The sequence below is a fragment of the Bradyrhizobium sp. SZCCHNRI3052 genome (assembly GCF_032484895.1).
Classification (GTDB): Bacteria; Pseudomonadota; Alphaproteobacteria; order Rhizobiales; family Xanthobacteraceae; genus Bradyrhizobium.
The window spans coordinates 1-25,059 of the sequence record NZ_JAUETW010000008.1 but is presented as its reverse complement, the minus strand read 5'-3'; the positions used below and the strand labels follow the sequence as shown (position 1 = coordinate 25,059).

26 protein-coding genes are annotated in these 25,059 nt (G+C 65.9%); all 26 read right to left on the bottom strand.

Annotated elements, in window-relative coordinates; translation table 11 throughout:
* Position 1 precedes the first annotated feature (1 nt).
* Complete coding sequence (gene hypE / locus QW887_RS21345; protein ID WP_315825305.1) at positions 2-1,042, bottom strand: hydrogenase expression/formation protein HypE; 1,041 nt, start codon at positions 1,040-1,042, stop codon at positions 2-4.
* Positions 1,039-2,166 carry a hydrogenase formation protein HypD gene (gene hypD, locus QW887_RS21340; protein ID WP_316184045.1) on the bottom strand — a complete coding sequence of 376 codons (1,128 nt, stop codon included), beginning with the start codon at positions 2,164-2,166 and terminating at the stop codon, positions 1,039-1,041. The genes hypE and hypD overlap by 4 nt, the downstream gene beginning before the upstream one ends.
* Positions 2,163-2,399, bottom strand: a complete 237-nt coding sequence (locus tag QW887_RS21335) for a HypC/HybG/HupF family hydrogenase formation chaperone (RefSeq protein ID WP_315754994.1) — start codon at positions 2,397-2,399, stop codon at positions 2,163-2,165. The genes hypD and QW887_RS21335 overlap by 4 nt, the downstream gene beginning before the upstream one ends.
* A complete protein-coding gene (gene hypF, locus QW887_RS21330; RefSeq protein ID WP_316184047.1) occupies positions 2,399-4,666 on the bottom strand; it encodes a carbamoyltransferase HypF in 2,268 nt (755 codons plus the stop codon). Before hypF ends, QW887_RS21335 begins: the two co-directional genes overlap by 1 nt.
* The gene (gene hypB, locus QW887_RS21325; RefSeq protein ID WP_316184049.1) at positions 4,663-5,640 is read right to left on the bottom strand and encodes a hydrogenase nickel incorporation protein HypB; all 978 of its coding nucleotides are present in this window, start codon (positions 5,638-5,640) and stop codon (positions 4,663-4,665) included. Before hypB ends, hypF begins: the two co-directional genes overlap by 4 nt.
* Positions 5,640-5,981 carry a hydrogenase maturation nickel metallochaperone HypA gene (gene hypA, locus QW887_RS21320; protein WP_315752375.1) on the bottom strand — a complete coding sequence of 114 codons (342 nt, stop codon included), beginning with the start codon at positions 5,979-5,981 and terminating at the stop codon, positions 5,640-5,642. Before hypA ends, hypB begins: the two co-directional genes overlap by 1 nt.
* Positions 5,974-7,074 carry a nickel-dependent hydrogenase large subunit gene (locus QW887_RS21315; RefSeq protein ID WP_316184051.1) on the bottom strand — a complete coding sequence of 367 codons (1,101 nt, stop codon included), beginning with the start codon at positions 7,072-7,074 and terminating at the stop codon, positions 5,974-5,976. The genes hypA and QW887_RS21315 overlap by 8 nt, the downstream gene beginning before the upstream one ends.
* Positions 7,071-7,574, bottom strand: coding sequence for a [NiFe]-hydrogenase assembly chaperone HybE (gene hybE / locus QW887_RS21310; RefSeq protein ID WP_316184053.1), 504 nt, complete (start codon positions 7,572-7,574; stop codon positions 7,071-7,073). Before hybE ends, QW887_RS21315 begins: the two co-directional genes overlap by 4 nt.
* Positions 7,571-7,783: a rubredoxin gene (locus QW887_RS21305; RefSeq protein ID WP_315752372.1), complete on the bottom strand. Its 213-nt coding sequence runs from the start codon at positions 7,781-7,783 to the stop codon at positions 7,571-7,573. Before QW887_RS21305 ends, hybE begins: the two co-directional genes overlap by 4 nt.
* Positions 7,780-8,643, bottom strand: a complete 864-nt coding sequence (locus tag QW887_RS21300; protein WP_316184055.1) for a hydrogenase expression/formation protein — start codon at positions 8,641-8,643, stop codon at positions 7,780-7,782. Before QW887_RS21300 ends, QW887_RS21305 begins: the two co-directional genes overlap by 4 nt.
* Positions 8,640-9,086 (bottom strand): hydrogenase accessory protein, encoded by a 447-nt coding sequence (locus tag QW887_RS21295; protein WP_315769264.1) that lies wholly within the window; start codon positions 9,084-9,086, stop codon positions 8,640-8,642. The genes QW887_RS21300 and QW887_RS21295 overlap by 4 nt, the downstream gene beginning before the upstream one ends.
* A gap of 237 nt (positions 9,087-9,323) precedes the next feature.
* Positions 9,324-9,614: a HypC/HybG/HupF family hydrogenase formation chaperone gene (locus QW887_RS21290; RefSeq protein WP_315825312.1), complete on the bottom strand. Its 291-nt coding sequence runs from the start codon at positions 9,612-9,614 to the stop codon at positions 9,324-9,326.
* Positions 9,615-9,636: 22 nt separating this feature from the next.
* Entirely contained in the window at positions 9,637-10,224 is a 588-nt protein-coding gene (locus QW887_RS21285; protein WP_316174284.1) for a HyaD/HybD family hydrogenase maturation endopeptidase, read from the bottom strand.
* A 15-nt stretch (positions 10,225-10,239) separates the two neighbouring features.
* Positions 10,240-10,983 carry a Ni/Fe-hydrogenase, b-type cytochrome subunit gene (cybH, locus tag QW887_RS21280; protein ID WP_315752369.1) on the bottom strand — a complete coding sequence of 248 codons (744 nt, stop codon included), beginning with the start codon at positions 10,981-10,983 and terminating at the stop codon, positions 10,240-10,242.
* 13 nt (positions 10,984-10,996) lie between these two features.
* The gene (locus QW887_RS21275) at positions 10,997-12,787 is read right to left on the bottom strand and encodes a nickel-dependent hydrogenase large subunit (protein WP_315713498.1); all 1,791 of its coding nucleotides are present in this window, start codon (positions 12,785-12,787) and stop codon (positions 10,997-10,999) included.
* Between the two features lie 21 nt (positions 12,788-12,808).
* Positions 12,809-13,900 (bottom strand): hydrogenase small subunit, encoded by a 1,092-nt coding sequence (locus QW887_RS21270; protein WP_315713499.1) that lies wholly within the window; start codon positions 13,898-13,900, stop codon positions 12,809-12,811.
* Between the two features lie 233 nt (positions 13,901-14,133).
* Entirely contained in the window at positions 14,134-15,573 is a 1,440-nt protein-coding gene (locus QW887_RS21265; protein WP_316184058.1) for a nickel-dependent hydrogenase large subunit, read from the bottom strand.
* The gene (locus tag QW887_RS21260) at positions 15,570-16,586 is read right to left on the bottom strand and encodes a HupU protein (RefSeq protein ID WP_315713655.1); all 1,017 of its coding nucleotides are present in this window, start codon (positions 16,584-16,586) and stop codon (positions 15,570-15,572) included. The genes QW887_RS21265 and QW887_RS21260 overlap by 4 nt, the downstream gene beginning before the upstream one ends.
* A 15-nt stretch (positions 16,587-16,601) precedes the next feature.
* Positions 16,602-17,723 carry a HoxN/HupN/NixA family nickel/cobalt transporter gene (locus tag QW887_RS21255; protein ID WP_316184060.1) on the bottom strand — a complete coding sequence of 374 codons (1,122 nt, stop codon included), beginning with the start codon at positions 17,721-17,723 and terminating at the stop codon, positions 16,602-16,604.
* Between the two features lie 176 nt (positions 17,724-17,899).
* Positions 17,900-19,216, bottom strand: a complete 1,317-nt coding sequence (locus QW887_RS21250; RefSeq protein WP_316184062.1) for a trypsin-like serine protease — start codon at positions 19,214-19,216, stop codon at positions 17,900-17,902.
* A gap of 147 nt (positions 19,217-19,363) precedes the next feature.
* A complete protein-coding gene (phoB, locus tag QW887_RS21245; RefSeq protein ID WP_315713503.1) occupies positions 19,364-20,071 on the bottom strand; it encodes a phosphate regulon transcriptional regulator PhoB in 708 nt (235 codons plus the stop codon).
* 16 nt (positions 20,072-20,087) lie between these two features.
* On the bottom strand, positions 20,088-20,804 hold the full coding sequence (phoU, locus tag QW887_RS21240) for a phosphate signaling complex protein PhoU (protein WP_315713504.1): 717 nt from the start codon (positions 20,802-20,804) through the stop codon (positions 20,088-20,090).
* A gap of 30 nt (positions 20,805-20,834) precedes the next feature.
* A complete protein-coding gene (gene pstB / locus QW887_RS21235) occupies positions 20,835-21,656 on the bottom strand; it encodes a phosphate ABC transporter ATP-binding protein PstB (RefSeq protein WP_315713505.1) in 822 nt (273 codons plus the stop codon).
* The gene (gene pstA, locus QW887_RS21230) at positions 21,653-22,534 is read right to left on the bottom strand and encodes a phosphate ABC transporter permease PstA (protein ID WP_315713506.1); all 882 of its coding nucleotides are present in this window, start codon (positions 22,532-22,534) and stop codon (positions 21,653-21,655) included. The genes pstB and pstA overlap by 4 nt, the downstream gene beginning before the upstream one ends.
* 3 nt (positions 22,535-22,537) lie before the next feature.
* Positions 22,538-23,536: a phosphate ABC transporter permease subunit PstC gene (pstC, locus tag QW887_RS21225; RefSeq protein WP_315736700.1), complete on the bottom strand. Its 999-nt coding sequence runs from the start codon at positions 23,534-23,536 to the stop codon at positions 22,538-22,540.
* A gap of 97 nt (positions 23,537-23,633) precedes the next feature.
* Positions 23,634-24,644, bottom strand: coding sequence for a phosphate ABC transporter substrate-binding protein PstS (gene pstS, locus QW887_RS21220; RefSeq protein WP_316184064.1), 1,011 nt, complete (start codon positions 24,642-24,644; stop codon positions 23,634-23,636).
* Positions 24,645-25,059 lie beyond the last annotated feature (415 nt).

Below are 25,059 nucleotides of genomic sequence, written 5' to 3'. Positions count from 1 at the left end.
CTCAGCAGATCCGCGGCAACTGCTCGCCGGACAGCCAGTCGACGATACGGCCGCCGCCGAAGCTCGTCGCCATCTGGACGAAGCGGTGATCATCGGCCACCGCTTCGCCGATGTCAGCCGCATCGCGGCCGAGCGGATGCGCCCTCATGGCGGCGAGCACGGCGCCGGCCAGCTCCGGCGCGACCACCGCGACGAGCTTGCCCTCATTGGCGACGTGGAGCGGATCGAGCCCGAGCAGCTCGCAGGCGGCAGCGACCGCAGGCTTCACCGGAATCGCTTCCTCCTGCAGACGGAAGCCGAGATTGGACTGCTGCGCGATCTCGTTCATCGTGGCCGCAACCCCGCCGCGCGTGGGATCGCGCATCAGCCGGATGCCGGCGCCGCCGGCTGCAACCATGTCGGCGACGAGCCCGTGCAGCGAGGCCGAGTCGGAGATGATCTCGGTGTCGAAGGTGAGGTTCTGCCGCCGCGACATGATCGCCACGCCGTGATCACCGAGGCTGCCGGACAACAGCACGCGGTCGCCGGGCCTGGCCTTGTCGGCCGAGAGATCGAGGCCGTCCGGCAGCACGCCGACGCCGGCCGTCGAAATGAACACGCCATCCGCCTTGCCGCGCTCGACCACCTTGGTGTCGCCGGTGATGATCGCAATCCCCGCCTCGCGCGCCGCCTCGCCCATCGCATCGGCGATCCGTTTCAGGTCGGAAAACGCAAACCCCTCCTCGATGATGAAGCTCGCCGACAGATACAGCGGCCTGGCGCCGGCCATGGCGATGTCGTTGACCGTGCCGTGCACCGCCAGCGAGCCGATATTGCCGCCGGGGAAGAACAGCGGCGAGACCACGTAGCCGTCGGTCGTCATCACCATGCGGCCGGCGGCGACGTCGAACGCCGACTGGTCGTTGCCACGCGCCAGCCATTCATTGCCGAACGCCTCGTGGAACAGGCCGGCAATCAGTTGCGCCATCGCGCGACCGCCGGCGCCATGCGAGAGATCGACGCAGCCGTTCTTCATGTCGAGCCGGCGCTGATGCATGCTCATGATGCAAGCCTCCGCTGATGGTCGCGGAAGCGGCCATAGGTCCAATGCGCCGCGCAGGCGCCTTCCGACGACACCATGCAGGAGCCGATCGGCGTCTCCGGCGTGCAGGCGGTGCCGAACAGCCGGCAGTCCACCGGCTTCTTCAGGCCGCGCAGAATGGCCGGACATTCGCAGGCCGGATTGTCGGCCACAACCAGCTCGGACATGGCAAAGCGCAGCTCGGCGTCGAGATGCGCGAAGGCGGGCCGCAGTTTCAATGCGCTCGCCGGAATGCTGCCGAGGCCGCGCCATTCGAACTGGTCGCGCAGTTCGAAGATCTCGGCGACCTCGCGGATGGCGCGCTGGTTGCCGCTGGCGGTGACGGCGCGACGGTACTGGTTCTCCACCTCGTGGCGGCCGTCATTGACCTGCTCGATCAGCATCAGGATCGCCTGCATCATGTCGAGCGGCTCGAAGCCTGCGATCACGACGGGCTTGCCGTCATCGCGCGCGAACGGCGCGTAGGGCTCGGTGCCGATCACGGTCGAGACATGCGCCGGCCCGACGAAGCCGTCGATCTCGACCGTGTCGTCGCTGTCGAGGATCGCGCGCATCGCCGGCGGCGTCAGCACGTGGTTGCAGAACACGGTGAAGTTCGACAGCTGCTTCTTCTCGGCGGCCCGGATCATCACGGCGGTCGGGGGCGTCGTGGTCTCGAAGCCGATGGCGAAGAACACCACCTCGCGACCAGGATTCTGCTCGGCCAGCGCGATCGCATCCAGCGTCGAATACACCATGCGGACGTCGGCGCCGCGCGCTTTCGCCTTGAGCAGCGAGGACCCGCGCGAGCCCGGCACGCGCATCAGGTCGCCATAAACGCAGAGGATGACCTCGGCCCGTTCGGCCAGCGCGGTCGCCATGTCGATGCGCCCGGCGGGCAGCACGCAGACCGGACAGCCGGGGCCATGGATCATGCGCACATTGTCGGGCAGCATGTCCTCGAGGCCATAGCGCGCGATCGCATGGGTATGTCCGCCGCAGAACTCCATGAAGCGATAGGCGCGCGCCGGATCGGCCTTGGCGCGGATGGCGCGCGCAAGACCTGTCGCCAACTCCTTGTCGCGAAACTCGTCGGCATATTTCATGGCCTGACCTCCGCCACAGCCTCGCCCATCTGCCGGAGCAGGTCGAGCGTCTCGCGCGCCTCCTCCGGATCGATCTTGGCCAGCGCATGGCCGACATGGAGAATGACGTAGTCGCCGACGGCGATCTCCTCGATCAGCGCGACCGAGACCTCCTTGCTGACGCCGTCGATCGAGACGATCGCCATGTCGTCGGCCAAGAGCTTGATCACCTCGGCAGGAATGGCCAGGCACATCAGACGGTCCCTCCAGACATCATGTTGTTTTGTGTGAGATGCAGACCGGCCACCCAGGCCTGCCCGAGGCTGAGGCCGCCGTCATTGGGCGGCAGACGGCGCGGCAGGAACGGATCGAGCCCTGCGGACCGGCAGCCGCGCACGATCTGTTCGGCCAGATGCGCATTGAGAAAACAGCCGCCGCTCAGCGCGATCGTACCGATGCCGGTCGCGCGCGAAGCTCTCACGATCCAGTCGACGCAGGCCGCGGCCAACGTGCCGTGAAACAGCCCCGCCGCTTCGACAGCGTCGAGATCACGCGCGATCAGATGCGCGAGCAGCGGCCGCAGCGACAGCACGCCATCGGCAATGGTCCAGCCGCGCTCCAGCGCTGCCGGTTCGCGCACCAGCGCCTCCAGCTTCATGGCCGCCTCGCCTTCGTAGCTCTGCACCGTGGTGACACCGAGCAGTCCGGCCACGGCATCGAACAGCCGGCCGGCGCTGGTGGTGACCGGAGCATCGGCACGATCCAGCAGCATGGAGATGTTGCGCGACTGTGTCTGGGCCGCGAAACGCCGCCCGATCTCGTCACCGCGACCGATGTCGTGCAGCACGGACGCCGCCATCCGCCACGGCTCGCGTGCGGCCCGGTCGCCGCCCGGCATCTTCAACGGAGCGAGATGGCCGAGGCGCTGGAAGCCGGCGCCGTCGCACGACAGCAGTTCACCGCCCCAGGCGCCGCCATCGCTGCCATAGCCGTAGCCATCCAGCACCAGCGCGATTGCGGGGCTGGTCACGCCATGCTCGGCCATGACCGAGGCCGCATGCGCCTGGTGATGCTGCACCGGCAGCGTCGGCAGACCGTGTGCCTGCGCGAACCGCGTCGACGCCATATCCGGATGCAGGTCATGCGCGATCGCGACCGGCTGGACGTCGAGGATGGCGGTGAGATGCGCAATCGTCTCTTCGAAGAAGCGGATCGCCGCCGCCGTGTCGAGATCACCGAGATGCTGCGACACGAACGCCTCGTCGCCGCGCGTCACCGTCACCGTCGCCTTCAGCTGAGCGCCGACCGCGAGCACCGGCGGCATGGTGCGCGCGAGCCGGATCGGCTCCGGAACATAGCCGCGCGCACGCCTGACGAAGCGGGGAACGCCGGCCACGACGGCAAGCACGGAATCGTCGGCGCGGATGACGATGTCCCGGTCGTGGGTGACGATCAGATCCGCAATGTCGGCAAGATCCGCGAGCGCCTCGGCGTTGTCGGTCAGCAGCGGCTCCCCGCTCGGATTGGCGCTGGTGCAGACCAGCGCCCATGGTCTGTCGGCAGCCGCGCGGCGGCCCGCCTCCAGCACATGGAAGATCAGATGATGCAGCGGAGCGACCGGCAGCATCACCCCGATCTTTGCGAGACCTGGTGCGACCGAGGACGCAACACGCTGGCGTGAGCGCAACAGCACGATCGGCCGCGCCACCCGCTCCAGCAGCGCGCGCTCAGGCGCATCGATCTCGGCAATCTCAGTTGCGGCGTCGGCCGTGGCCAACATCACGGCAAACGGCTTGCCGTTGCGCTGCTTAAGCCCGCGCAGCCGCCGGACGGCCTGCTCATCCTGGGCGTCACAGAGCAGCTGATAGCCACCGAGACCCTTGATGGCGACGATCCTGCCATTCGCGAGCGCGGCTGCGATATCATCGATGCCATGGCTGAGCCGCGGACCGCAGCGCGGACACGAGATCGCCTCGGCATGAAAGCGGCGCCCTGCAGGATCTTCGTAGTCGGACCGGCACGCCTCACACATCGGAAAGTGCTTCATCGCCGTGGACACGCGATCGTAAGGCAGGCGCTCGGCGATGGTGAAGCGCGGGCCGCAATGGGTGCAGTTGACAAAAGGATAGAGATGGAAGCGGCTGCCGGGATCGAACAGCTCGGCCAGGCATGCGGCACAGGTGGCTGCGTCCGGCACGATCCGCGTCGTGACGCGCCCGCCCACGCTCCCGGCGATCCGGAAGCCCGTGCCGATACCGGCCGCGATCGGCTCGACGGCGATGTCGTCGATGCGCGCCAGCGGCGGCGTCTGCCGCGGCAGGGCCTCGATGAATTCGGCGACCTCGTCGCCCTCGACCTCGATCAGCACGCCATCAGCATCGTTGGCGACGAAGCCGCCGAGCCGATGGCGGGTTGCCAGACCATGGACATAGGGACGAAAGCCGACGCCCTGCACGGCCCCGCGGACACGGAGCCGGAGGCACGTATGGTTCGCCGCCGATGTCCGGCCGGGCGTGCTCATCCCCGCACCGCGTTCGCTGCGCCCGCCCGCATCCGCTCAGACTGCTTCCTGATCCAGGCGTAGAACGCCGAAAGGCCCTCGCCTGTCTTCGCGGAGATCGTCAGCACCTCGATCTTCGGATTGACGCGGCGGGCATATTCGATCGTCTGCGCAAGATCGAAATCGAGCACCGGCGCCAGATCGATCTTGTTGATGAGCATCAGCGATGACGCTGCAAACATGTCGGGATATTTGAGCGGCTTGTCCTCGCCCTCGGTGGTCGAGAACACGACGATCTTGCAGGCCTCGCCGAGATCGAAGGCGGCCGGACATACGAGGTTGCCGACATTCTCGATGAACAGCAGCCCGCCGCGCAGTGACGGCAGCCGGCCAAAGGCTTCGCCGACCATGGCCGCGTCGAGATGACAGCCCTTGCCGGTGTTGATCTGGATCGCCGGCACGCCGGTGGCGCGGATGCGCTCGGCATCGTTGGAGGTCTGCTGGTCGCCCTCGATCACCGCGACGGGCCGACTCTGCTTGAGATCGGAGACGGCGCGGACCAGCAGCGAGGTCTTGCCGGCGCCCGGGCTGGAAACGAAGTTGAATGCCAGCACGTCATGCGCGGCGAAGCGCGCGCGGTTTTCTGCCGCGAGCCGGTTGTTCTTGCCGAGAATGTCGCGTTCGATCTGGATGATGCGCCCGCTGGAGAGGCCGGCAACCTCCTGCCCGGCCGGATTGGCCGAACAGTCGACGTGGTCGGCAGCATGATCATGTTGATGATCATGCGCGCGACCGTGATCATGCGGGTCATCATCGTGATGGTGACCATGCTCGTGAACATGATCATGATGATGATGGCCGTGATGGTGATGATGTCCGGACTGATCATGGCTGTGATCGTGTCCATGAGCCTGATGATGCTTACCGTGATCGTGATGATGATCACCGGATTCGACGGAGGGCTTGCCGTCGCTGCAGCCACACACCGTGCACATTACTCGACCTCCAGCTCCTTGACCCGCATGTCCTCACCGCCCGTGACCTGCAGCTGATGACTGCCGCAGGCCGGACAAGACTGATAGCGTTGACTGATCTCGACGCCGCGCGAGCAGCCCAGGCACCATGCCGTGCCCGGCTGTTCGATGATCTCGAGCGCTGCCCCGTGCAACAGGGTTTTCGCGGTCACCGCCTCGAAACAGAATCGCAGCGCCTCCGGCGCGACATGGCTGAGCGCACCGATCTCCAACCACACGGTCTTCACCGTGGAGAAGGCGCCCTTACGTGCCTCCTGCTCGACGATCTCGACGATGCCTTCGCACAGCGCCATCTCATGCATCGGCCATCCCCCGGAACGCCAGGTGATAGCCGACGCAGGGATCGAACGATCCGACCATCGTATGGATGGCCTGGCGATCGACGGTGCCGCGCAGCGCAACCCCCGTGAGGCTCCTCACGACAGGACCGCGCGGGTGAAAATTCCATTCCGTCGGCGCCAGATACTCGAAACGCGAGACCGCGCCGTGCGCATCCAGCTCGATCGCGTGATGCAGCCGGCCGCGCGCGCATTCGACTGCGGCGGCGCCGCGCCGCGACCCGAGCGCGTAGCTTGCGACGGCATGCGGGTCGGCCGCCTGGTCCTCCGCCTCGCCGGTCTCGATCCAGCGGAACAGCTCAGCAATCTCAGCTATCTTGGCTGAGAGACGTTCGACGGGACCAGCCGATGCCAATTGATGGCGCTCCGCATAGCGGGCCCAGACTCCGGTCTCCGGAACGCGGCCGTCGAGCTCGGGAGCCTCAGCAAAGGCAGATCCCACGTCGATCAATTGCGTGACGATGGCGCCATCATCGGCGGCCGACAGGATGTCATGCTCGGCCGGCATGTGCCTCCATCCTCCATCATCGGCGGCCTTCCGGGCCGCGTCCATCATCGATGCAAGCGGAGTTCCCGGCAGAACCGGCTCCGCTGGCAAGCCTATGCCCAGAGCCACCATGCCCGTCTTGATCTGAGACAAGGTTGCAGCGCGAGATTGCTGCGAGACGCCGGAATGCGTCTGTAGCGCCGCGATCGCCTGCAAGAGCCGTGGCACCGGCTGCGCAGCACTACGATTGTCCGCCATTGAAGCGATCAGCAGACCGCGCATGAGTTCGGCGAAGCGTTCCGTCAGCACGGCCTCGATCCGACGATGACGCGTCGACGGCTTCGCCTGCTCGCCGCGCGCCGCTTCCAGCGCCGAGAGCAGCGCGACCTGATGCGCACCGGCGCACAGCGAGAACAGCCGCGGCAGGGCCGCAAGCAGCATCTCGGCCGGCTTGCCGGCGAACAGCCGTCCCAGCGGCGGCCGCGTGCGCGGCTGAATGTCGACGCCTGTGATCCGCCGATCGGCGACCGACAGCGTCACGTCGATGCGGTTGCGAAAGCCGAGGGTCATGCGCGGCCCTCGGAGAGGGTGCCGCGCAGGAACGCGCGGCGATCGATCGTGCTCGACGCCTTCGCGGCGCGCTCGGACAACGCCTCGTCCTCAGGTGCCGCCGTCAGCGCGGCCAGCGCGGCCTCCGCCGCCGCACGCGCCGCGGCCATGTCCGCGAACTCGAACATCGGCGAGAACAGCGAGCAGCTCGCGATCCGCCCGATCCCGGCGATATCGCTGATCGTGAACTCGAACGAGCCGGCCGGAAGCACGATCTTGACGACGGATCCCGCGGAGTCCTGGGCGGCCGGAGTGACCACGTTCATGAACCAGGGCGTGACGACGATGCCGAGGATGCGGCCCTCAACCACCGAAAATCCGATCGCCTCGACGTCGAGCGCGTCGTGATAGATCGGCAGCTCGCGCATCGCACGCGCGCCGATCCCACGATAGACGCCGGCGAGACGCTCGCCCCACGCGACCGGCGTGACGTCAGACGTGCCCTGCGCGTCCGCGCTCATTGCTCGACCACCATGAACTTGGTCTTCGGCGCGTCGCAGTTCGGGCAATGCCAGTCGTCCGGCAGCGCCGCGAACGGCGTGCCCGGCGCAATCTGGGCGACGCCGTCACCGTCGGCCGGATCGTAGCGCGTCCAGCAGATGCCGCACTCCAACAGCGCGTCATCAGCGAGATCGCTGCGGACACCGTAATTCTCGAAGCCGCCGTTCATGTGAAATAGGCCTCGATGATCTGGGTCAGGCGCTCGGCCGAATCCTCGAAATCCTCGGCCGCGGCGAGCGCGACCACCGGCACGCCGCCGACTTCGAGGGTGTCGAGAATGATCGTATCCATGGCGTTGAAGAATTGCACCGACCAGACATGGCGGATGCCGGTCGCGAGCACGCAGCAGGTGCCGTAGCCGCGCGACATCAACTGGATCGGGCCGTTGCCGAGCGTCTGCTGCAGGAAGCTCATGTCGGCCGGGCTCATCGGCAGCAGCGTGAAGTTGATGGTCTGCGAGCGCTGGCCCGGTCGCCAGGACAGCGCGCGCTCGCGGATCTCGGCGAGCACCGGCAGCGCGTTCATCGTGCCCTCGGGCACCGGTCCGATCGCGATGTCATTTGCGGTCAGGTCGGCGGCCGCGCGCGACACGATCTCCGGCACGGCGCCGACCTCGATGTAGTCGTGGCGCTCATCCGCTTCCAGCCGCACCCGCCAGATGCCGGCGAGCACCGATTCCTGGATCTGGGCGAGCGTCCCGTCGGGAAGAGCCACGACGCCCGCGACCTCGCCCTCGCCCAGCACGTCGTCGATCAGCCGCCGCTCGAGATCGTTGAGGCCTTCGAGACGGAATAATTGCGTCGGTGCGCCGGCCGTCTGCGCCGCGGTGGCGGATGCAATCGTCGACAGCAGTTCGACCGCGCGCGGACAGCTCCGCGCCAGCGCCTCCGAGTCGAGCGAGGCCAGCTTGGCCAGCGCTCCGGAGGCGGTCAGCCCCTTGTGTGAGGTATCGAGCGCCTCTTCGCCGATCGGAAAGATGTTGACCGGCTCCTCGGCTCCTTCAGGCGCGATCCAGAATCCCGGCTTCATCGCTCGACTCCCGCAGGCTGATGGACTGGGACGATGCTGGCAACGACCGCCGCCGTCGCGCCCTGCGGCCGGTCGATCAGCCGCGAGATGCGATCGACATAAACCGACCAGTCCTGGATCTTGGCGATCAGGCCGAGCGTCTCTCCCCCGCGGCACAGGATCAGGCTCGGCTGCACACGCACGCCGAATCGCGCCCCGATCTCGGCCTCCGCTTCGCGCGCGACGACCGCGCCGCGCAGCCGGCCCTGAAACGCCGTGATCAGCTCCGGCAGCACGATGGCCACGTCCAGTGCCTCTGGAAACCGCGCGGGATCCCCGGCCGACAGCAGCACGGCGACAAGCCCGGCGCAATCAGCCTCGGAGAGAAAGGCATCGACGGTGCCCGTATCGACCTCCGGCAACCCGCCTCGCGCGCGCGCGGGGTCACGCTGCTGCATTTCCATCGGTGTTTCTCCCTGACCAGTTATCGTTGCCATATTCCCCATGATCAGCAATCGACGTGCCAGACGCCCACGCGGGGCCAGGAATGCTCAAGGCATTGAAATATATTAAGTTTTTATTGCAACTAAAGGATTGCGCGAGAAATCGGAAAGGTGCTTTCCAGGCAAGGCCTGCAAACTTACTTCGTCTATGGAAATCTTGTTATCAGTAATTTGGCGCCGCCCGAGGGCATGACGCCGCTACCGCAGATGCTCCGGAAGCTCCGGCTCGCGCCCGATCAGATCCGCGAAGAAGTCATCGCAATTCTCGCCGTTCACGGCCGCCTGCAGGCCGCGCAGCGCCTCGCCGATCAGCCGCGCTTCCTCGTCATCGAGCAGGCGAACGGCATTGTCGATATAGACGAGCACCCTGGCTCCGACCGGCGGATTCGACAGCAACAGCACCGAGACGCGGCGCTCCTCGCCGTCGAAGCTGCACAGCGCCGAGACGCCATCGGTCTCCAGGATTGTCATCGGCAGGCCAAGACACATGGCGGATTCCCTCGCGGCGCGGTCAATCGGCCGTGCGCGCCCCCAGCTCGTAGCTGTGATGGTCGATGTCGTTCGCGAGCAGGCGTTCGTCGCCGGCGAGCGGTTCACGCCGCGACACGGCCGGCGAGCCCCATTCCGCCAGCAGGGCGCAGGCCAGCTCGATCGCCGGCGCGATCTGCGCACGAACCGGCGCCGTCAGCGGACCGCCCCAATCCTCGAGGTCGAGCGGCTGGCAGCCGATCAGCGCAAGCCGCTGCGGATAGCGGCCGAGCAGGTCAGCCGCGCTCAGTACTTCCTGAAAGCCCGTCTGGTGCAGGCTCATCTTCTTGGCGCCGGTGAAGCGCGGCACCTCGTCGTCGCGGACGAGCTTGAGCTCGCCCGGCACCAGGCCATAGTCGATGGCGTCGAACACGATCAGGCCGTCAGCTTCCTCGACATAGTTGACGAGGTAAAGCCCCTGCGTGCCGCCATCGAGGATCGTGACGTTGTCGGGCACGGTGAAGCGGCGGTGGAATTCCTCCACCACCCGCACGCCAAAGCCTTCGTCCGCCCAGAGAATGTTGCCGATCCCGAGCACCAGAATGCGATCGCGCCCGCGCTCATCGACCATGCCGGCCCCCCACTGCTACTCGCGGAACTGCCGCTCGCCCGAGATCATCGAGGAGATGATGCTCTGACGTGACATGATGTCTTCGCGAATGGCGGCATAGACGTGCACCATCACGAAGGTGACCAGCGCCCACATCCCGAGATGATGCCAGGTGTGGACGTCCTGGCTGTTCGGCCAGATCGCGAACACCCAACCGAACAATTTGTGCTGCCAGCTGTCGATGCCGGTGCCTTCCGAATAGAGCGCAAAGCCGGTGATGATCATGAAGGTCACGAACAGCGTGAAGCCGGTAAACATGGCTGTCTGCGCCAGGGGATTATGGCCGACATACATCTTCGGCTCACGCTCGAGGAAAGCGTACCAGCGGATCTCGTGCAGCACCTCCTTCCAGAACTGCTTGCGGTGCACCGGAATGTAGAAGATCTGCCGGGAATGGTGGTTGCCGACGAAGGCCCAGAAGATGCGGGCAAGGAAGAACACCGCCAGCACCTGTCCGGCCGCGAAATGTGCAAAGCGGATGTAGCCCATCACGAAATTCGCCGACGCCTCGCCTTCGACGCTGGGCAGCGGAGTCCCGATCAGATAGCCGGTGATCATCAGCACGACGATCGCGAACGCATTCACCCAATGGCAGATGCGCACCGGTGCTTCGTACACGTAGACCGTGGGCCGGCCGACCGCGTGTTCACCGGCGGCGTCGGCCGCGATCGCCGCAAGGTTGGGCTCTGCCTCGGCGGGACGTGCAATGGCATCCATCATGGTGCGTCTCCCACTACCTGACCGTGACCGTCGCCATTTGCTGGCCGTCCGGGCTCATCACGTGGGTCGAGCACGCGAGGCACGGATCGAACGAATGGATCGTGCGCAGGATCTCCAGCGGCTTCTCCGGATCCGCCATCGGCGTATCCATCAGGGAGGCCTCGAAGGCGCCGATATTGCCCTTGGGATCGCGCGGCGAGCCGTTCCAGGTCGTCGGCACGACACACTGATAGTTGTCGATCTTGGTGTCCTTGATCTTGATCCAGTGCGCCAGCGCACCGCGCGGCGCCTCGGTGAAGCCGTAGCCCTTGGCCTCCTTCGGCCAGCTCTCCGGCTTCCACTTCTCGATGTTCGCGGTCGAGGAATCGCCGGCCTTGATGCGTGCCACCAACTTGTCCTGGAAGTAGCGCATCTGGTTCGCCGCCCATTCGCATTCCAGCGCCCGTGCCGCGGTGCGGCCAAGCGTGGAGAACAGCGCTGTGACCGGCAGGTTCAGCGTCTTCAGAAGCCTGTCGGTCGGCTCCTTGAACTCCGGCCGCCCTTGCGCATAACCAATGATGTAGCGCGCTAGCGGTCCGACCTCGACCGCGTTGCCGCGCCAGCGCGGCGCCTTGATCCAGGAGTATTTTCCGCCCTCGTCGAGCTCCTTGATGTCCGTCTTGGTGCCCTTGGCGTTGGGGCCGAGCTGGTAGTTCGGCTCAGTGACGCCGTCCCAGGGATGCAGGCCCTTGCTCTCGTCGGGATATTTGTACCAGGAGTGGGTGACGAACTCCTGGATCTGCTCGGGGTCGCCGTGATCGATCGGCAGGATCTCGTTCAGATTCCCGTTGAGGATCACGCCACGCGGCAGCTTGAGATTCTTCCCTGAATAATCGTTCGCATTCTCCGGAATGTCGCCGTAGGACATCACGTTCTTGCCGGAGAGACCGCCGCCATAGAGCCAGTCCTTGTAGAAGGAGCCGATCGCCGCCACGTCGGGCAGATAGACCTTCTGCACGAACTCGATCGAGCGATCGATGATCGAGGAGACGAGGTTCAGCCGCTCCATGTTGATCGCACCGACCGCGCCGGTGCCGTCGACATTGATCGCACACGGCACGCCGCCGACCAGCCAGTTCGGATGCGGGTTCTTACCGCCGTAGATGGTGTGGATCTTGACGATCTCCTTCTGGAAGTCGAGCGCTTCCAGATAGTGCGCCACCGCCATCAGGTTCGCCTCCGGCGGCAGCTTGTAGGCCGCATGACCCCAATAGGCGTTCTTGAACGGACCGAGCTGACCGGACTCGACGAACTTGGTCAGCCGGATCTGCAGGTCCTTGAAATAGCCCGGCGAGGACAGCGGCCAGTCCGAGACCGACTGCGCCAGCGCCGAGGTCGCCTTTGGATCGGCCTTGAGCGCCGAGACCACGTCGACCCAGTCGAGCGCATGCAGATGATAGAAGTGCACGAGGTGATCGTGCACCTGCAGGCAGAGCTGCATGATATTGCGGATCGAGTTGGCATTATCGGGGATCATGATCCCCAGCGCGTTCTCGACCGCGCGGACCGAGGTCAGCGCGTGCGTGCCGGTGCAGACGCCGCAGATCCGCTCGGTGAAGGCCCAGGCGTCGCGCGGATCGCGGTTCCGCAGGATGGTCTCGATGCCGCGCCACATGGTGCCGGTCGAGACCGCGTTGCGAATCACGTTATTGGAATCGACATTCACCTCGACGCGCAGATGGCCCTCGATGCGCGTCAGCGGATCGACGACGACGCGCTTGCCGGAATTGTCGAGATTGAAGCCGTTGGGAGTCTGGATGCCCATCGTTGCCTGCCCTGAATTCGATTAATGATCTTGCTTGGCGTCGTCGCGCTTGCCGGCGAGTCGCTTCACGGCCGTCACCGCCGCATGCGCTGCAACCGCTGCGCCCACCGTGCCCGCGGCCACCATGCCGACCTGGTCGGCGTTGTGCTCGATGCCGAACTGCTTGATGTTGGTGAGGCGGTCGTAGAACGAGCCCTTGTCCCAGAAGCCGTCCTCCGAGCAGCCGATGCAGCCGTGACCGGACTGGATCGGGAACGACACGCCGCCGTTCCAGCGCACCGTCGAGCAGGCGTTGTAGGTGGTCGGGCCCTTGCAGCCCATCTTGTAGAGGCAGTAGCCCTTGCGCGCGGCCTCGTCGTCCCACTCCTCGACGAACTGGCCGGCGTCGAAATGCGGTCGGCGATAGCACTTGTCGTGGATACGTTGTGAGTAGAACATCTTCGGCCGGCCCTGGCGGTCGAGCTCGGGCAGCTTGCCGAACGTGGTGATGAAGGTGACGACGCCGGTCATGACCTCGGCGATCGGCGGGCAGCCCGGCACCTTGATGATCGGCTTGTTGGTGATGACCTTGTCGATCGGCGTCGCCTGCGTCGGATTCGGCTTCGCCGCCTGCACGCAGCCCCAGGACGCGCAGGCGCCCCAGGCGATGATCGCCATGGCGTCCTCGGCCATCATCTTGAGCTTCTCGACGAACGGCTTGCCGCCGTCGATGCAGAACATGCCGCCCTCGTTCAGCGGCGGATTGCCCTCGACCGCAAGAATGTACTGTCCCTTGTACTTCGCACGCGTCTCTTCGAGGATGGCCTCCGCCTGGTGGCCGGCCGCCGCCATGATGGTGTCGTCATAGTCGAGCGAGATCATCGACAGCACGGCATCCTTCACCAGCGGATGCGCCGAGCGGATGAAGCTCTCCGAGCAACACGTGCATTCGAGCCCGTGCATCCAGATCACCGGCGTGCGCGGCTTGGTTTCGAGCGCGTTGGCGATGCGGCTGGCCGCGAGCGGCCCGAGGCCGAGGCTCGTTGCGGTGAGGCTGCAGAATTTGTGAAAGCTGCGCCGCGTGATGCCCTGACGCCTGATGACGCTGTAAAAAGTTTCCGTTGCCGCGCCCATGAGTCCTCCCCTGACATCGCGTTGGCGATCATCTGATCGCGTTCTGGCGAGAAGGACAGCAAGATGCGGGCCAGCATCATTGCTGGATTTGAATCATAATGATTCCAGATGCTTGCAGCAGCGAGGCCGCGATCGTGGATCCTTGGAAGGCGGATCGCGCGCGATAATCGGAAATCACGCGCTTTGCACCGACAAGCTTGTTTCCGCTTGCTGCCTGCCTGTGTGCAGCGCGCTCAATGGGCCGTGCAGACCATGCAGGGATCGAACGACCGCACGACGTGCTGAATGCCGACCGCACGCGCGCCGGCAGTGCCGACCTCGGTGCCGACCAGCGCCTGTTCGAGCGGGCCAGCTACCCCATCCGCGTCGCGCGGAGAGAAATTCCAGCTCGTCGGCGCGATGATCTGATAACGCTCGATCCGGCCGGAGCGCACCGCGAGCCAGTGGCCGAGGCTGCCGCGCGCAGCTTCCACGAGCCCGACGAAATTGCCGTCGGCCGCGCTGGCGCTGCTGTCGCAGAACGGCTCGTTGAGACGCAGCCCCTTGATCCAGTGCTCGATCGACAGCGCGAGCCGCGCAGTTTCGATCAGCCGGGCGATGACACGATTGCGGACATTGCTGCGACCGCTCGCGAGCAGCGCGGTGATCAACGGCTGACCGTCGATGGCCTGCCTTGCGAGAGCGCCGACCTCGACCGGTTCTCCCGCAAGACGCGGCGCCTTGCACCAGCTATAGGCGTCGGCTTTGTCGGCATCGGGCACGGTGCGGCTCTCGGCCGGATCGAGCGACGTATCGTGCATCCAGGCGTGCGAGACGTCCTCGGTGATGCCGTCCGACGGCAAAGCGTGGACCTCGCCGCTGCTCGTGCGGACACCAGCGCGAAAACGAGCCCCATTGAAATCGTGATACGCGCCGAAGCTCATCAAGAGACCGGGTCCGCTGCCGAGGTCGGCCAGCGCGAGCGCATCGGCCAGCCGAAGGAAATGCGCGAAGTCGCCGGCGCGGCCCTGCCGCCAACGGTCGAGTTCGTCCGATGTCGACAAGGCGAGCACATTCTCCAGCTTGTCGGCAAACACGACGCGTTCAAGGAAACCGCGAAACGACGCCGCGATCGCGTTGAGCCGCACGCGCTCGCCGAGCTCGATCGCGCGCGTCGTCCCGCCTGGCTGGAAGGCGAGACTGTGCGGCCATTTGCCGGCGATCAGGCCCATGATCTCGAGCAGTCGCGCGCGTGCAGGCAACGCATCGCGGGCCGCGCTGCCCTTCGTCGCCGCGAAGCGCTCGGCCGTAGCCGAATGCCAGGCATGCGAGGCGTAGGCGTCGCGGGCGAAGTCCGGCATGAAGAAGATGTAGAAATGCGTCAGATGGTCCGCTGCGTTCTCGGCCGCGTGCGCGATGTTGGCCGCGAGGACGCCGTTTGGCGCTGCCGCAATACCCATGGCCTGGCGCAACGCCGCAGCGGCCGCGATCGATTGCGACACCGAGCAGATGCCGCAGATTCGCGGCGCGATCACCAGGGCGTCCAGCGGCGGCCGCCCCTCCAGGATCTGCTCGAAGCCGCGATAGAGCGGCGCCGTCACCTCTGCCCTGGTGACGCGACCGCTCTCGATATCGAGCCTGACCTCGAGATCGCCTTCGACACGATTGAACGGTCCGACCGTGATCCGCGTCATGGACGGCGCTTGTCGCCGGCACGGCCCGGCGGCACCACGACATGATCCGCCGTCGCATTGACTCGGACGCGACGCGGCGTGGCCGATTTCGACAGCGCTGCGAGCGCGACGAACCAGGCCTTGGGCATGTCGGTCGGAAGCCCCACGGGAATGCCGGCGAGCTTGGCCGTCTGCAGATAGTTCTGCGCGCTCTCGAAGCCCGGCGAGGTGCAGGCGATGCAGGCGTAGCCGCCCTTGGTGCAGGAGCCGCCGCCGTTCCACGAGCGCTGATTGCAGTCGCCGACCGCTTGCGTTGCGCGGCAGCCGAGATGCTCCATCAGGCAGCCGCGCTCCGACATCGTCTCCGCGCTCGCCTTGAACTCGTAAAACTCGTTGCGCGAGCAGCCGTGATGAGCCAGGTGATTGGCGATGAAGGTCGGACGGCCGACTGCGTCGAGGCCGTCTGCCGTCAGATCGCCCGAGGTGAGCGCCAGCAGGCTTTCCATCATCCAACCCGGATGCGGCGCACAGCCTGCGACGTTGATCACCGGCAGCCCGCGTTTCGAGCGGAAGCCCGCGCCGAGCGCGCCGCCGATGTCGCTGCCCTCGAACTGCAATCCGACCGCATCGGTCGGGTTGATGCCGGCAGCAGGAATGCCGCCATATGCGGCGCAACTGCCGACGGCAACGACGTAGTCGGCCAGCGGCGCCAGATCGAGCAGCCAGTGATAGATCGAGCGGTTGGTGCCGGCGAGCATGTTGAAGCGGCCGGTCAGACCAGGTCCGCGCGCCACCGAGCCTTCGAGCACCAGCAGGTCGAGCCGCTCGCGACCGTCGCGGATCGCCTCCAACAGCTCCACCACCTCGTCTCCGGTCTGTTCGCTGACGGAGGGATGCCATACCAGATCGATGCCGGATTGGCGCAGCTCGTCGAACCAGCCGGACGCGCCGCTTTCCAGGATCGACATCGTGCAGCCGCCGCAGCTCGCACCCTGCAGCCATAGCATCCTGATCGTTCCCTCAGAGCCGACCATCATAAGGCCCCGCTCCTAGCCCGTCTTAAGCGTTCCGCTTCGTATCACCGGCGGGTTTAGCGCCCCCGCATGAACACTGGCAAGCGCTTCCCCGGGGATAGCCTCGGAACCGCGCTGGCTGCGACCGAGCAGCATGGCGACCGCCCAGATCAGTCCGAACAGGCCAATCGCGACGATCCCGAGATTGGCGACATCGTCGCCCAGCGCGGTGGCGACCCCCGTCCATCCCCCGGTCAGGCCAAGCCGCGGCGCCAACAGCGTGATCGCCTCGAAGCCGCCGATCACCAGCGCGATGGCAACGGATGCGCCGGTGATCACGAGGTTATAGCGCAGCTTGCGTGCGGGATCGGTCAGCGCCCAGCGATAGGCGCCCGCCATCAGCATGCTGTCGGCGGTGTCGACGGTGGCCATCGCAGCCGCGAACAGCGCCGGAAACACCAGGACATGGGCGAGGCTCGCGCCGCGCGCTGCCTCGGTTGCCGACAGGCTGAGAAGCCCGATCTCGCTCGCAGTGTCGAAGCCGAGACCGAACAGGAAACCGAGCGGATACATGTGCCAGGCGCGTCCCACCAGGCGGAGCACCGGGCGCAGCAGGCGGAAGAGGATGCCCCGTCCGGAGCTTCCGGCGGTTTCCATCTCGGACTGCGGCTGTGCGGCGCGGCGCCAGAGGTTCACGAACAGAATGAGGTTCGCCAACGCGATCAGCAGCAGGAAGCCGGCCGACACCGACGTGCCGATGACGCCGCCGATCGCCCTGATCGCGCTCTCTTCATCCAGGAGGTCGGCGCCGGCGATGAGGCTCACGACGATGGTGGCGATGACGACGACGCTGGAATGGCCGAGCGCAAAATACAGGCCGGCGGCGCGCGGGGCGCTACCGTCCTGCACCAGCTTCCGTACGACGTTGTCGATCGCCGCGATGTGATCCGCATCGACCGCATGGCGCAGTCCGAGCAGCCAGGCCAGCATCGCGGTGCCGACGATGGTGGGCCGGTCGGCGTAGAGCGCGAACGCCCAGGCCCAGGCGAGCGCGTTGGCGGCGACCAGCCCGCCGACGAGCGCAACGTTGCGGCCGGGCTGCGATCGCCACCACAGCAGCCGAGGGGCACGAGGATGATCAATTTGAACAATCGTCATACTCGGACTATAGCAAGAGCCAGGCCAGTTCGGTAAAGCCCCCCGCTGCAGGCAAAAACTGCAGGAAAACGTGGGCGGCCCTTCCCGGATTGCCCTCTCGCTTGGCAACCCGCTATCCAGTCACGCACAGATCATGACCAGCGGCGGGACATCTTCTTCTCTCGCCCCTCCTTCGCTCACCGCATCGAGGCACTCTGTGCCGTGATCTCGCGCCGCACGACCGCCTCGAACTGGCTCGCGGGGGCGGCGAACATCAGCCGGGTCTCCTCGTGGAACGCCGAGAAGATGCCGACCACGGCCGGCTGTCCGCCGACGTCGGCCATGATGGGGGAGCCCGAATAGCCGAAATTGGCGAGGCAATGCACCGTCAGCAGCATCTCGTCCTTGGTCATGCCGGCGCTGCAATTGCGCTGGCCGGTCGGCGAATAGCGCCGCTCCTGGCCATAGCCGATCTCGGAGATGGTTCCGGCCGTGGTCGCAGCCTGCAATTCCTCGCGCGTCAGCGCCCTGACCTCAACCGGCTTCGACGGCAGCGCGTCCTTCAGCACGATCAGTGCCCAATCGGCGGGCGAGCGGTCGAGCGACCATCTGTCGTGCCGGGTCGGGACGAAATCGGGCGCCACGATCAGCTTGTCGGCGACCGACGATGCCGCCGGCGTGCCCCTGTTCATGCCGGCCAGGAAGCGGACGTTGCCGGGGCTGACCTGCGCCACGCCGTTGAACACGCAATGCGCCGCGGTGAGCACGACGCGCGGCGCGACCAGCGTGCCGGTGCACCAGCCGCCGGTCGAGTATTGCGCGACGGTGACGACGCCGATCGACGACGCCGGCCACGAGGTGGGATCGACGACCTCGCCGATGTGGCGGTCGAGCCCGAGCAGTTGCTCCGGACGCGGAGCGGCGATGCCGGCCTCCGCCGATTCCGGCTTCGGCCGCCAGGCCGCAATGGCACTCTGGGCCTGGACGCGCTGCGGCTCGGTCAACTTGACCCGCTGCACGTCGCGGCCGGCCGATCGCACGCCGCTACGGCCCGCCATCACCAGCCAGGCATAGCCCTGCACGACGTCCTGTTTCACACCGCGGCCGTCGAGCAGCATCAGGCCGAGCATGTATTGCGACTGGGCGAAGCCCTGCGCCGCGGCGCGGCTGAACCAGCGGCCGGCTTCGCCGTAATTGCTCGCAACACCTTCGCCGTTGACGTAGGCGATGCCGAGATAGTGTTGCGCGACAGCGAGCCCCTGATCGGCGGCCTTGCGGTACCACGCCAGCGCCTCGGCGGGGTTGCGCGGTTGGCCCCAGCCGAAGGCGTGCATGAAGCCGACGTCGAACTGCGCCCGCGCATCGCCCTTGGCGGCCAGCGGCAGCAGCCGTCGCATCGCCGCCGCATGCTGCCCGTTGCCTGCCGCCGCGACCGCGTCTTCGAGCTCGGCGGCCGTGGCGCCCGCCGCGCCGCCGAGCAGCACGGCAAGAGATATGATGATGGTCTTGATCAAGGGCGTCCGCTGGCACCGAAACATCGTGACGGGCCACGAAGCAGACACGATCAAGACGGCGGCGGCGTGGCGGAAAGCGGACCGCGATCTCCTCAATCGGGCCGCCTCGCGTCTCACACCTGCTGCGTCCTCACGCCCGATCGCCCCTTACACCTGCTCGCTCTTGGCGAAGCGATCATCGAGCGCATAACCGGCGCCGCGCACGGTGCGGATCGGGTCCTGCTCGCGGCCGGGATTGAGCAGCTTGCGCAGGCGGCCGATATGGACGTCGACGGTGCGCTCGTCGATGTAGATGTCGCGGCCCCAGACACTGTCGAGCAGCTGCTCGCGGCTGAACACGCGGCCGGGATGCTCCAGGAAGAACTCGAGCAGGCGGTATTCGGTCGGGCCGAGATCGATCGGCCTACCAGAGCGCGCCACGCGGCGCTTCTCGCGGTCGAGCTCGATGTCGCCATAGGACAGCACGGTCGCCAGCCGCTCCGGACTCGCCCGCCGCAGCAGGCCTTTCACCCGCGCCAGAAGCTCCGGCACCGAGAACGGCTTGACGATGTAGTCGTCGGCGCCGGTCGCGAGGCCGCGCACGCGCTCGCTCTCCTCGCCGCGTGCGGTGAGCATGATGATCGGCAACTGCCGGGTCTCGGTCCGCGCCCGCAGGCGGCGGCACAGCTCGATGCCGGACAGGCCCGGCAGCATCCAGTCGAGCACGACGAGATCGGGAACACGCTCCTTCAGGCGCGTGTCGGCCTCGTCGCCGCGCGCCACGGTCTCGACCTCGTAGCCTTCGGCCTCGAGGTTGTAGCGCAGCAGCGTCGTCAGCGCCTCCTCGTCCTCCACCACCAGAATTCGGGCGCCCATGTCTGAACCGTCTCTCTCAGTTGCCGGGGATCGTCGATGCGAAGCTCGTCATGTCGCCCTTCGGGCGCTTGTCCATGATCTGCTGGCCTTCGATCATATAGAACACCGTCTCGGCGATGTTGGTCGCGTGATCGCCGATGCGCTCGATGTTCTTGGCGCAGAACATCAGGTGGATGCAGAACGAGATGTTGCGCGGATCCTCCATCATGTAGGTCAGGAGCTCGCGAAACAGCGAGGTGCAGATGGCATCGACTTCCTCATCGCCCTTCCACACCGTCATCGCCGCCGGCAAATCGTGCGCGGCATAGGCGTCCAGCACCGTCTTGACCTGCGACTGCACGAGATCGGTCATGTGCTCGAGCCCGCGGATCAGCTTCAGCGGATGGAAGTCGCTCTCCAGCGCCGCGACGCGCTTGCCGATGTTCTTGGCGAGATCGCCGATACGCTCCAGATCGGTCGCCACGCGCATCGCGCCGACGATCTCACGCAGGTCGACCGCCATCGGCTGTCGCCGGGCGATGGTAAGAACGGCGCGCTCCTCGATGATGCGTTGCAGCTTGTCGACCTCGGCGTCGGTGGCGACCACCTTCTGGCCGAGCGCGATGTCGCGTCGCACCAGCGCATCGACGGAATCGACGATCAGCCGCTCGGCGAGGCCGCCCATCTCCGATACCAGACGGGTGAGGTCCTGCAGATCGCTGTCGAACGCCTTGGCGGTATGTTCACTGGCCATGATGATCTCCTGAAGACAATGTCGTCGGCGTCAGCCGAACCGGCCGGTGATGTAATCCTGGGTCCGCCGATCGCTCGGCGAGGTGAAGATCTTGCTGGTGTCGTCGAACTCGATCAGCTCGCCGAGATACATGAAGGCGGTCTTGTCGGAGACGCGCGCCGCCTGCTGCATGTTATGCGTCACGATGGCGATCGTATAGTTTTCGGCGAGTTCCTGAATCAGCTCCTCGACCTTGGCGGTCGAGATCGGATCGAGCGCCGAGCACGGCTCGTCGAACAGGATCACCTCCGGCCGGACCGCCACGGTACGCGCGATGCACAGCCGCTGCTGCTGGCCGCCGGACAGCGACAGGCCCGAGGCGTTGAGCTTGTCCTTGACCTCGTTCCACAACGCGCCGCCGCGCAGCGCCTTCTCGACCCGGTCGTCCATCTCCGACTTGGAGATCTTCTCATAGAGGCGGATGCCGAAGGCGATGTTCTCGTAGATCGTCATCGGGAACGGCGTCGGCTTCTGGAACACCATGCCGACCCGGGCACGCAGCAGGTTCAGATCGAGCTTGGGATCGAGGATGTTGGTGTTGTCGAGCATCAGCTGCCCGGTCGCCCGCTGCCCCGGATAGAGATCGTACATCCGGTTGAAGATGCGCAGCAGCGTGGACTTGCCGCAGCCGGACGGGCCGATGAACGCGGTGACGCGGTTGGTGCCCAGCGACAGGTTGATGTTCTTCAGCGCATGATGGTCGCCGTAGTAGAAGTTGAGGTTGCGCGCGGTCACCTTGGCCGGCGCATCCGGAAGCGCCTTGCCGTGAAGAGCGTGATTGGGCTGACTGACGGAGACGGACAGTTCGGTCATTTGGTGTTCCTCTCGGCGCCGAGAATGCGTGCACCGATGTTCAGGGCGAGCACGGCCAGAGTGATGAGAAGGGCTCCGCTCCAGGCCAGTTGTTTCCAGTAGGCATAAGGGCTCTGGACGAAATTGTTGATGGTGACGGGCAGGTTCGCCATCGTCTTGGAAAGGTTGAGGCTCCAGAACTGGTTCGACAGCGCGGTGAACAGCAGAGGCGCGGTCTCGCCGGCGACGCGGGCGGTCGCCAGCAGCACGCCGGTGATGAGGCCCGAGCGCGCCGCCCGATAGGCGATGCGGCGGATCACCAGCGAGCGCGGCAGGCCGAGCGCAGACGCCGCCTCGCGCAGCGGGTTGGGCACGAGCAGCAGCATGTCCTCGGTGGTGCGCAGCACCACCGGGATCACGATGACCGCCAATGCAAGGGAACCCGCGAGTGCCGAGAAGCCGCCCATCGGCACCACGACCGCACCATAGATGAACAGGCCGATGATGATCGAGGGCGCCGACAGCAGGATGTCGTTGATGAAGCGGATCACCGAGGTCAGGCGGTCGTTGCGGCCGTATTCGGCGAGATAGGTGCCGGCGAACAGGCCGAGCGGCGCGCCGATGCCGACGCCGATGATCGTCATGATCAAGGAGCCGACGATGGCGTTGCGCAGGCCGCCTTCGCTGGAGCCGGGCGGTGGCGTGTCGGCGGCAAAAACCTGCAGGCTGAGGCCGGCGAGTCCGTTATAGAACAGCGTGAACAGGATCAGCGCCAGCCAGGTGACGCCGAACATCGCGGCGGCAACGCAGAGGCCGCGGATCACGATGTCTCTGCGGCGCCGGCGCGCATAGATCGGATTGACCGGCGCATCGAGTGTAAGCGTGTCAGCGCTGGACATGGCTTATTTTCCCGCCTTGGCTTCGAGCCGCATGAGCATCAGCCGCGCGCTCGCCAGCACGAAGAAGGTGAGCACGAACAGCAGCAGGCCGAGCAGGATCAGGCTCGACTGGTGCAGCCCGTCGCTCTCCTGGAATTCGGAGGCGATGGCGGCCGAGATCGTGGTGCCCGGTGCGAAGATCGAGGATGAGATCCGGAACGAGTTGCCGATGATGAAGGTCACCGCCATCGTTTCGCCGAGCGCACGTCCCAGCGCCAGCATGACGCCGCCGATCACGCCGACACGGGTGTAGGGAATGACGACGCTGCGCACGACCTCCCAGGTGGTGCAGCCGACCCCGTAGGCGGCTTCCTTCAGCACCGGCGGGACCGTCTTGAACACGTCGACCGAGATCGAGGTGATGAACGGCAGCACCATGATCGCCAGGATCAGCGAGGCGTTGAACAGGCTGAGATAGGACGGCGGACCGGCGAAGATGTCCTGCAGCACGGGGATGCCGGCGCAGAGATTGATCATGAACGGCTGGAACGTATAGGCCAGGAACGGCCCCAGCACGAAGAAGCCCCACATGCCGTAGATGATCGAAGGAATGCCGGCGAGCAGCTCGATGGCAAGTCCGATCGGACGGCGCAGCCATTGCGGGCACAGCTCGGTGAGGAAGATCGCAATGCCCAGACCGACCGGAATGGCGATCAGCATCGCGATGAAGGACGTGACCAAGGTACCGTAGATCGGGCCGAGCGCCCCGAGCACCGGCGGATCGGCCGACGGCGCCCAGCGCCGCGTCCACAGGAATTCGAAGCCATATTCTCTCATGGCCGGCCATGCGCCGACGATGAGCGACAGGATGATGCCGCCCAGGATCAACAGGACGGAGATCGCGGACAGCCGCGTGATCCAATAGAAGGTCACGTCGCCGAGCTTGAAGGCGTTGAGCGCGCGTGCCCGGTCATAGGGTCCGGCAGCAGCCGCGATATCGCTGACTTCGGTCTGAACCGCCATCTCTGCCAATTCTGCCCCCTGTTCCTTGGACACGCCTCAACCCCGGTAGCGCCCCTCCCCCGGAGGCCGGGAGAGGGGGATTTTCGATACGTCCGGATCAGCTCTTGATGTCGGCCGACCAGGTCTTCTCGATCAGCTTCACGACGCTGTCGGGCATCGGGATGTAGTCGAGCTCCTCAGCCATCTTGGCGCCCTTCTCGAACGACCACTTGAAGAACTTGATGGCTTCGCCGGACGCCGCCTTGTCGGCCGGCTCCTTGTGCATCAGGATGAAGGTCGCCGCCGTCATCGGCCAGGACTTGTCGCCGGGCTGGTTGGCGAGGATCACGTAGTAGCCGGGGGCCTTGGCCCAGTCGGCATTCGCGGCCGCGGCCTGGAAGGCCTCGACGGTCGGCTGCACGGTCTTGCCGGCCTTGTTGATCATGCCGGTGTAGGTGAGCTTGTTCTGCTTGGCATAGGCGTACTCGACATAGCCGATCGAGTTCTTGGTCTGGCCGATGTTGCCGGACACACCCTCATTGCCCTTGGCGCCGACACCGACCGGCCACTCGACGGCGGTGTTGAAGCCGATCTTGCTCTTCCAGTCGGCGCTGACCTCGGAGAGGTAGTAGGTGAAGTTGAAGGTCGTGCCCGAACCGTCGGAGCGGCGCACCACGGCAATCGCGTCGGACGGCAGCTTGACGTTGGGGTTCAGCTTCTTGATCGCGGCGTCATCCCACTTGGTGATCTTGCCAAGATAGATGTTGGCGAGCGTCTCGCCGTCCAGCACCATCTCGCCCGGCTTCACGCCCTCGAGGTTGACGACGGGCACGATGCCGCCCATCACCATCGGCCACTGCACCAGGCCGTCCTTCTCGAGCTGCTCGGCCTTGAGCGGCGCGTCGGTGGCGCCGAAGGTCACGGTCTTAGCCTGGATCTGCTTGATGCCGCCGCCGGAACCGATCGACTGGTAGTTCAGACCGTTGCCGGTTTCCTTCTTGTAGGCGTCAGCCCACTTGGAATAGATGGGGAACGGGAACGTCGCGCCCGCACCGGTGATGTCGGCAGCGAACGCCGACGTCGATGCGGCGACCAAGCCGGCAGCGACGATAGCTTTGACGAAATTCATAGCTGGTCTCCATGCTTGGGAAGCGAAGCGCCATCTGCGCCCGATTGCGCTTCCCCGGCCGCTTTACGGGGCCTCAGTGTGGCTTTTATAAAGGTTCGATGACAGTCGGATGACAGTCACAAGCCGTTGATAAGTATTGATCTTTCGATCCAACTCCGAATTTCTACGGGCCAGCCGACATATTGCAGCGGGCTGCGGCACCTCGCGTCCGTGCGAGCGTCGCCCCCCCGGGGACAGACCATCACCGCCGTCATCGCCCGCGCAGGCGGGCGAACCAGTATGCCATCGGCGGCCATGATCCGCCGAGACGCCGCGGCCTACTGGATGCCCGCCTGCGCCCTGGGGTTATGGGTCCCTGTGTCTGGAAAGTCTGCCATGATGATGGTGGGCGGGAAGCCGTTGGGTCCTTGGCGCT